General features: G+C 36.7%; 5 protein-coding genes and 1 pseudogene. 1 reads left to right on the top strand and 5 read right to left on the bottom strand.

What is annotated here, in order from left to right:
• Positions 1-272: 272 nt before the first annotated feature.
• Both V7137_RS19575 and V7137_RS19570 read right to left on the bottom strand, forming a co-directional pair.
• Positions 273-2,411: a bifunctional glycosyltransferase/CDP-glycerol:glycerophosphate glycerophosphotransferase gene (locus V7137_RS19575; protein ID WP_335699625.1), complete on the bottom strand. Its 2,139-nt coding sequence runs from the start codon at positions 2,409-2,411 to the stop codon at positions 273-275.
• 342 nt (positions 2,412-2,753) lie between these two features.
• Complete coding sequence (locus V7137_RS19570) at positions 2,754-3,470, bottom strand: polysaccharide deacetylase family protein (protein WP_335699624.1); 717 nt, start codon at positions 3,468-3,470, stop codon at positions 2,754-2,756.
• Between the two features lie 171 nt (positions 3,471-3,641).
• Between V7137_RS19570 and V7137_RS19565 the strand changes: the two genes are divergently transcribed.
• Positions 3,642-4,766, top strand: coding sequence for an acyltransferase family protein (locus V7137_RS19565; protein ID WP_335699623.1), 1,125 nt, complete (start codon positions 3,642-3,644; stop codon positions 4,764-4,766).
• Here the strand turns inward: V7137_RS19565 and V7137_RS19560 are convergent.
• From V7137_RS19560 to V7137_RS19550, 3 genes and pseudogenes are all read right to left on the bottom strand, one after another.
• Positions 4,763-5,716, bottom strand: coding sequence for a C39 family peptidase (locus V7137_RS19560; protein ID WP_335699622.1), 954 nt, complete (start codon positions 5,714-5,716; stop codon positions 4,763-4,765). The two genes, V7137_RS19565 and V7137_RS19560, sit on opposite strands and share 4 nt — an antisense overlap.
• Positions 5,717-5,772: 56 nt before the next feature.
• Positions 5,773-6,990: pseudogene (locus V7137_RS19555) on the bottom strand (serine hydrolase).
• A gap of 327 nt (positions 6,991-7,317) precedes the next feature.
• Positions 7,318-8,466, bottom strand: coding sequence for an Ig-like domain-containing protein (locus V7137_RS19550; protein ID WP_335699621.1), 1,149 nt, complete (start codon positions 8,464-8,466; stop codon positions 7,318-7,320).
• Between the last annotated feature and the right edge of the window lie 466 nt (positions 8,467-8,932).

Here is an 8,932-nt window from a genome sequence, read left to right as displayed (position 1 = left end):
ATTCAACTGTTCCCACTCAAGTTAATGAAAGGGATATTTTCCTGCTTTATTATAAGATAATAAGATAGCAATTGGTATAAGAATTAGTCAAAAATTCAAGAATGTCATCGAAATTTAAAGTGAAATTTGTTGTATCTTGTAAAATCAGGGCATTTTTCGCCTAATTTTTATACTTTTCTAATTCAAATTATCGAATGTGAAAACCGTCTCATTAATTGAGACGGTCTTTAATATTTACTTTTATCTTCTATAACTATTTCAATAAGGCCCAGTTATTTATCGTTTAGCAGCAATCGTTTTACAACCTTCTCCGTTGATTTCCCATCATGCCAGCTGCAGAACCTTTCGTAGAAGGCATCATATCGATCTGCGTACTGCTTCTTTACCTCATCTATATTAGAAATTGCCTCAATGACGGCATCGCTTGTCTTCAAGAGCGGTCCTGGTCCTTCATTTTCAAAATCGAGATAGAAGCCTCTTAATTGGTCCCGGTATTTATCCAAGTCATACGTAAAGAATAAAATCGGCCGTTTTAAGTTGGCATAATCAAAGAATACGGAAGAATAATCGGTAATGAGGATATCTGAAATTAGGTATAATTCAGCAATATCATCATACTTCGAAAGATTGAACGCAAAGCCATCCAAGCCTTCAACATTAATATCATCCGCAATAAAATAGTGCATCCTTAATGCGACAACATAGTCATCCCCAAGAGTTTCCTTCATTTTATGTAGATCCAGCTGAAGTTGAAATTTATATTTGCCAGGCTCGTAGTAGTCATCATCACGCCATGTTGGGGCGTATAATACCACTTTTTTATTGTCAGGGATCCCAATGTTATTCTTTACCCGGGCCACAATTTCTTCTTTTTGTGGTGAATACAGAATATCATTTCGAGGATATCCGTACTCGAGCATTTCGTTATCAAACTTAAAGGCACTTCTAAATATTTCAGATGAATAGCGGTTTGGTGATAATAAGTAATCCCACGCACGCGACTGCATATAGAAATCCTGTTTGTATCTTGGATTAGCCGAATATACATCCTTCATATCAAACACCAATTTTTTAAGTGGTGTGCCATGCCAGGTTTCTAAAAAGACATTTCCCTCACGTTTGACAAGATGGAGCGGCTGGCGCATGTTATTGATCCAGTATTTCGACACTGCAAAATAATAGTAGTAAGCGAGACTGAATCTCTTCACGATTTTAGCGTTGCCAGGGATTTTACGATTTTTTTCATTGAATACCCAAATGCACTGATAATCCAGATTGTTTTCAATAATATATTCGTAAATATTACGAGGGCTATCCGAATAGTTTTTTCCTAAGAAACTTTCAAAAATAATGTAATTCTCCTTCATTGGGAATCTCAAGAAAAACTTATTATAGATATACCTTTTAAGCCTGGTGAACCCTTTAATCGCATTTTTAAAGTCCCTTACTTCCACATGAAATCTAAAGCCCTTGATGAATTTATCTTTACTTCCAGACCGTAACTGGTTAATCTCCCTTTTAATATGTCTAGGCTGTGAAGCAATCGTAGCTGGGTTGACTTCTTTCATCGCGGACGACAATAAGGCAAAGAACTCATCCATGTGTTTTTTATCTTGAAATATATTAATTACCTGTCTTCGGTAAAACCTTAGGAGCAACCCGTCCAAATATTCCTTTAATAGTTCCGATTTTCCATACTGTTTAGTCAATTCCATATAATTTTTGATAAAATCACGGGTTCGTTCTTGGATCGATCGTTGGACCAGACTTGGATTGGAAATCGGATCATTTCTCACCCGCTGAAAATATGTATAAATATTTAGGCAAGGTAAACTTTTTACATATAGGATAAACGGAATGATCCCTGATATATCTGTTGCGCCTTCCGTTTCCTCATAGAAGCGAATCGAACGTTCTTTGATGAAACTATTCCGCATCAATACGTTTAAAATACTGCCGCTATGGAATATTTTATGACTAGGTTGATCCGTTACTATTACTTCCGGCGGCTGGGGAATCTCCAAATCCGTTGGTTTTAATAATCGTTTGGTTTTCCCTGCAATCGCAGGTGCTTCTTTAATATGGGCTACAAGGAGTTCAATTCCGTTTTCAGTTAGGATGTCTTCACTATCTAGAAAAAACACCAACTCCCCTGTCACGGAACTCAAACCTTTATTCCGTGAATAAGCGACTCCCTGTTTTGAGTCATTTTTTAAATAGACAATTCTTTTGTCTTGAAGCAACGTTTCAAGGTAACCTGTATTTTCAGTATCCGAACCATCATTTATGATAATAATCTCCAAGTTAGTGTAGCTTTGTGATAATACGGAATTCAAACAGTCTCCGATGAATTCCATGGAGTTGTAATACGGAATTATGATTGATACCGTCGCTTTTTGTATAGTATTCATGTTACTTCAGTCACACTCCCTGAAATTTCGACAATTTCCCTTATCGATTTTAACAAATTTCTGCCGTTTGGGGTATAGCAATGTTAAATTATAACATGATTTGTCTTTATATACCCTTTCCACACTTTAATACGATAGGTTTCCACATTATAGGAATAAAAATTTATTATCCAAAAAATAAACTAGGATATTTTTATCTGTTATTACTTTTAACTAAATTGGAAAAAACAAAAGGACTGCCCATGGCAGCCCTTCGTAAATAGTTTGATAAACTTGCCTTTCAAAAAAATCCCCTCATTTTCCAACCTTTATGAATAATTTAAGTTTACTCCAATTGCAATCCTAAAATCGTTTGTCATTCCAAAAGTTCTTTACAAAATGTTTTTGCGGATTATAAACCTCTAATGTATAGCCTTTTTTGTGCAGATAATCAATAATAATCGGAAGCTGCTGCATTGTTCCTCTTGAATCATGGAAAAGAATCACGATTGGGCCCTTTTTGCCTTTAAGGCCGGATTTAACCCTCGAGGTAATCATCGTTGGTCTTGTTCGATTATATTTCCAATCGAGTGTATCAATGTCCCAGTCCCACATCTTAAAACCCTTTTTCGCTAAAGCATCACGGAGCGGTTTCTTCATATAAGGTTTACTTCCATAAGGCACGCGGGTCAATTTACTATTAAACTTAGAAACTTTTAACAAGGTTTGGCGCGTTTTTTCCATTTCAATGGCAACATTTTTGGAGCTTCCCCGATATAATTTGCGTACATCGTGGGAAACACTGTGTAACGCTGGATAATTTCCTTCTTTTATCATCCGTTGAACGGTTTTCGGATTCCGTTTGATATTGCCCTCAATCATAAAAAAGGTCGCATGTGCCTTTTTCTTCTTCAAGATATCAAGTATTTTCGGGGTATACTGATTGGGACCGTCATCAAAGGTCAAATAAACAACCTTACTAGTTTTTGTCTCTGCTGCATAGGTAAGATCTTTTGAAAAAAAGCAGGTGCTTATTAAGAGCAACAAGGCTAGTGTCATGATCGTTGTTTTTTTGAACATATCTTTTCCCCCTCTAGAATAAACAACTCTCTAAAACTTCTATTCTAAGATATGCAGGTGACGCTTTTCCCCATTTCATGCAAAAAGAATAATCTCATTCATGAATAATCCCCAATCATTCCATCCAACCTATAATGGATAGATTCAAAACGTTAGCTGAGGTGAAAAGGTATGCAGAATAAACCATTTGTTTTTTCTAGGAATATGACTGCCATTGCAAAGGGACTGGCAATCCTCTTAATGGTTTATCATCATTTATTTGCTTTTCCAACCCGTATTGCTACTGTCGATTACTCGCCCATCATGATGATTGATGACACTCCCTTAGACCAGCTCATTGGGGAATTTGGAAAGCTATGTGTGGCAATATTCCTGTTCTTAAGCGGGTTGGGTCTTTATAAAAGCTTCCAATCAAAACACAAGTTCACCTTTCGTCAGGGGTTAAAAAGAGCCATCAACTTTTTTATCATTTATTGGATGATTTTTTTTATTTTCATTCCAATTGGGCTGAAATATTTTGACAATACGCTGCGCTATACTTGGAATCCTAAACTTTTTTTTTATAATTTATTTGCACTCATTCATACCTATAATGGCGAGTGGTGGTTCATCTCTGTTTATATCGAATTGGTTTTGCTTTTCCCGATCATTGTAAAATTGATTGAAAAATGGCCAACTTTGGTAAGTTACCTTTCATTTATTTGTCTGTTTCTTTCTACTTTCTTTCTACACGTAGATGACTTTTTTCCTACTCATGAGTTAGTACAAATTGCGATCAATCATCTTAGTACGTTATTAACGTGGCAAATAATCTTCATTACCGGGATTTTCTTTTCAAAATATTCCTTATTTGAAAAAATGGATGCCTTTTTCTCTAAAATTCATTTAAATAGTAAAATCGTGTTTATGCTGTTACTTGTTCTCTGCTTTTATTTAAGACAGTACACTTTCAAATTTATTGTTGAAACAAGAGGTCCTGAAATTGAGGGAGTCTATAATTACGCAGATTTTATTCTCGCACCGATCGTGATTTTCTCGTTTGTTAAACTCGTTCAAAATATCACGATTCTAGAAAAATTATTCTTTCTGTTAGGGAAACACTCAACGATTATTTGGCTGACCCATACCTTTTTTATTTATTACTTTTTTCAAAAAATGAGCTTTGCTCCATACTATTCAACTTTGATCGTGATGTGGGTGTTTATCCTAACAATCCTAGTTTCGATCTGCATTAACTGGATCATCCGTTTGGCTCAATTTCCATTTTTAAAAACGAGGATGCGTACATCACCTTAATAATAGCTAATCGCTTGACTTCCAAACTGTTTCCAGCCTTCAACAAATGATTTGATTGGACGCTTTTTATTTTTCGTTCCATCTAATGGATCATTAAAATAGACATACTTGGAATCATAGCCTGTAATCACAACGGAATGTTCTTTATAGGTAATTCGAACGGTTCCATGTGAGGTATACCATGTTTGCCAATACGAATTCGGAACACGGCTGAACCAACTCGTATTAATAATCCAGACCGGATGACCGGCACTAACGTAACTTAAGATGGTTTCGAACGGTTTTCCGGTTAAATTTTTAATTCGATTTGGCTTATATGTTTCTGCTAAGGCTTCAATTGGTTTATGAAATACGCCGAAACCCGGTTTGTTGAAGGTATACATATTACCGACAAACCCATAGTTGGGATGGCCAAAATAGATCTTGCCATTTTTCCGTTTCAGTAAGGCTGGGTCCTTTTTCACTTGTTTGGCAAGCGTCATTTTATTGGCTTTGATCCCGGTATATTTCAATAACATCGTTAAACTCGTCACTTCACAACCACGCGGTAACTCTGGCATCTGCCGTACGATTGGGACATTCAGAATCTTCTTTTTTAGCTTAGGCTGTGACTTAACAATCAGTTTTCGCGACAGACTTTTGTTATTTGCCTTATCAACAGAGTAAACCTCCATGACGGTTTGTTTTTTTTGCTGTGGTATAGGAAAAGAAAAATCCCCGTTTTTGTCAGCAGCCTTTTTTAAGTAATAAATACCATTCCTATTCACATAAACAATTGTATTTGCCTCAGCCTTCCCGCTTATCGTAAAAGATTTATTGGTCAGCTGATTCACAGTAGGTATTTTTGGGGGCGTTTTATCGACCACAACGGGAGCTGCTTCTGCTGTATCGGAGTTTGCTGCCAATAGCAGTAAAGTAAGTAAAGCACCCATCCATTTTATTTTCTTCATTTCTTGTCAGCTCCTTCTATTATAAGGGTGTAAAAAAGTTAGTTAAGACGGTAACTTTACATGCTTACACTAAGTTCGGAAATATATTTACTAGCGACATACCCAACTCTTCCACCTAGATCAACAACATAGTAATCTTTTTCCCTTTTGAAAAAATAGTAATCTTGATTTTTATTAATATAGGCAATGACCGTACCTGCAGTCGCTTTGTTGAAAACTGGTGCATTAGCCTTCATTTTAATGATGCCGATTTGTGGAAGATTCGACACCCAGCTGCTTACTGATGCTTTTTTAAGAGCAATCACCGATTTCTTTTCAATATAACCAGTTCCTGTTCCAAATTTAATCCCAAACCAAGTGCCCTTACTGGAGATAATTTTCAGAGTTTGGTATTTTTTCAATGTACCAACTGCGGCTGTTTTTGAATTACTTTGATAGATTGTTACATCAGCCATACTCTTAAAATATGGAGCAGTCGCCTTTGCTTTATGATGCTTATTTACGATCCATGCTACACCAGCAATGACCTTTTGTGATTTTTCATAAGAGATTCCTTTTGTCATAATCGCTAACACATAGGGGTTGGTATCATAAACAATAGCCGCATCATTATAGATTCTTTCATTTGGAATCATCCCCACCTTGTGGGCAACAGCTGTTCCTTTTATCCCGCGTGGAATCGTTGTAGTATAAACAGTCTTTTTCAAATAGCCGACAAGCTCTTAGCCTAGCGGGCTTTTATTGGAAAATTGATAGAGCCTTTTCGCATAGATCGTTAAATCATTCGCAGAGGTTAAATTTCGCCCATTTGGATAGGCATATTGTCCGCCAACGCTTTTCATATATTTAATAAAAGTTCGCTGTCCGACACGTTCCTTCAACATGATAAAGGCAATATTATCACTGTAAATCATCGCCTTTTTAACAAGGTCTCTAATCGTATAATAAGTCCCGACCTTTTGATTTTGGATAACACCGCTGCCGCCATAATAATGATAGCTTTTGTATTTAAGCTTCTGATTTAAATTGATCTTTCCTTTAGCTGCTTGCTCCATAATATAGAGGGCAAGCGGCAGTTTAATTGTGCTAGCAGCACGGTTTGAGGTCCTTCCTTTAATTTGAAACATTTCCCCGGTAACCAAATCCTGATACTGTAAGGTAACGCGGCCGCCTGATTTTTTTATGTACTTGTTTAATTCACTCGATACATTTTTGGTAAAATCCTGATGCGCGGTTAGTTCTGCTGCGCTTGCATGTTGAGCCGGAATGATCATGGAAAATAATAGAATAGCAATCATCATTCCCTGTAAAAAACGTCCCACTTTCAACTCTTTCCCCATCCTTCATAATATTCTAACAATATACTAATTTTAACAAGAATATCCATATTTTTATATACTTTTAAAAAAATGATTTTCATCTATTACCGCTGGAAATGATGAAATTACAAAATGAAGAGAATAAAAATGCACACGTAATTTCATAGACATGAAATACGTGTGCACCTCATTTTATTAAAATATTTTTCTAGCATTTAGGTACTTTTATACTATTAAAATCACAAAAAATACCCCCGAAGGACTCCGAGGGTATCTATTAACTTATTTATTCTTTACTGTTACTTTCTTCGTTGCACTTGTATTGCCAGCTTTGTCTTTCGCTGTGACAGAAAGAACTTTACCTTCTTTTTGTTTGGAAATCTTAACCGAGAATTTACCATACTTATCAGCATAGGCCGTTCCGATTACTTTACTTCCAACTTTTACGGTTACTTTTGACCCCGCTTCTGCTTTTCCTGTTACTTTCGTAGTTTTCACCGTTACCTTATTAACACTAGGTGTTGTCGGAGCGGTTTTATCTACTACTTTCACAACAGCAGCTTTGCTAATATTACCAGCTTTGTCGATTGCGTAAACTTTAATTTCTGTTCCCGCTTTTTGCTTAGAAATCGAGAAGCTAAAGTTGCCATATTTGTCAGCCGTCACACTGCGTTGATACTTCCCTGCAATGTAAAGCTTAACGGTTGCATACGCTTCTGTTTTTCCAGTAACTTTTACTGCTTTATCAGAAACTTCATAGATCTTCGTTACAGTTGGTGCTGTTTTATCCATCGTAAACTTAACAATTGTTTTAAGCCCTGCTGCATTGATTACCTCTAATGTGTAGCTTCCTTGTGCTTTAACGACAGTTTTGTTTGCCACCGCTTTTCCATTTAACTTCGCTGATCCTTCGTTAAAGGAAATGGTGACGTCCTTATTGTAGAGACCATTGTTTTTAACACCAAATACAACTGGAGCGGTCTTATCAATGGTAAATACTACTGTTGTTTTGTTGCCAGCCGCATCAGTTACCACGAATACGTGTTTTCCTTCTGTTTTGACAACTGTTTTTGTTCCAACTGCTTTACCATCTAATGTAGCTGTTCCTTCGGTAAAGGAGATGGTTACATCTTTGCTGTAGTTAGCATTATTGCTTACTCCACTAACTACAGGAGCTGTTTTATCAATCGTGAACTCAACAGTTGTTTTGTTGCCGGCTAGATCAGTTACCACTAAAGTGTATTTTCCTTCTTTAGAAATGACTGTTCCACTTGTGAATTCAGCATTATTTAATTTTGCTGATCCTTCGTCAAACGTAATTGTCACATTCGTATTGTAAGCAACACCGTTTGCTGCGCCAATAATCGATGGAGCGGTTTTATCAATGACAAAGTGAACGGTCGTTTGATTTCCTGCTTCATCACTTACCACTAATGTGTAGCTTCCTTCTTTACTTACAGTTGTTCCATTCGTGAATGCTTCATTATTTAATGTTGCAGTTCCTTCCTCGAACGAAATCGTTANNCTTCAACACCAGTTACGACTGGAGCCGTTTTATCAATCGTAAATGTTACCGTTGTTTTGTTGCCTGCTTCATCTGTGATTACTATTGTGTAGCTTCCTTCTTCAGTAACTACTGTTCCGCTTGTGAATGCTGCATCATTTAATGTTGCAGTTCCTTCATCAAACGTAATCGTCACATTCGTATTGTAAGCAATACCGTCTGCTGCACCAAGGATCGATGGAGCGGTTTTATCAATGACAAAGTGAACGGTCGTTTGATTTCCTGCTGCATCTGTTACCACTAATGTGTAGCTTCCTTCTTTACTTACAGTCGTTCCAGTCGTGAATACTTCTTCATTTAATGCAGCTGTTCCGTCCTCGAACGAAATCGTTA

Origin of the sequence: Neobacillus drentensis (genome assembly GCF_036962765.1) — a bacterium.
In the GTDB taxonomy this organism is placed as follows: Bacteria; Bacillota; Bacilli; order Bacillales; family Cytobacillaceae; genus Neobacillus; species Neobacillus drentensis_C.
This window is presented reverse-complemented; position numbering and strand designations above follow the sequence as displayed.

Coding starts and splice junctions, on each gene's coding strand:
- V7137_RS19575 (WP_335699625.1), bottom strand. CDS start 2,411: ATGAATACTATACAAAAAGCGACGGTATCAATCATAATTCCGTATTAC.
- V7137_RS19570 (WP_335699624.1), bottom strand. CDS start 3,470: ATGTTCAAAAAAACAACGATCATGACACTAGCCTTGTTGCTCTTAATA.
- V7137_RS19565 (WP_335699623.1), top strand. CDS start 3,642: ATGCAGAATAAACCATTTGTTTTTTCTAGGAATATGACTGCCATTGCA.
- V7137_RS19560 (WP_335699622.1), bottom strand. CDS start 5,716: ATGAAGAAAATAAAATGGATGGGTGCTTTACTTACTTTACTGCTATTG.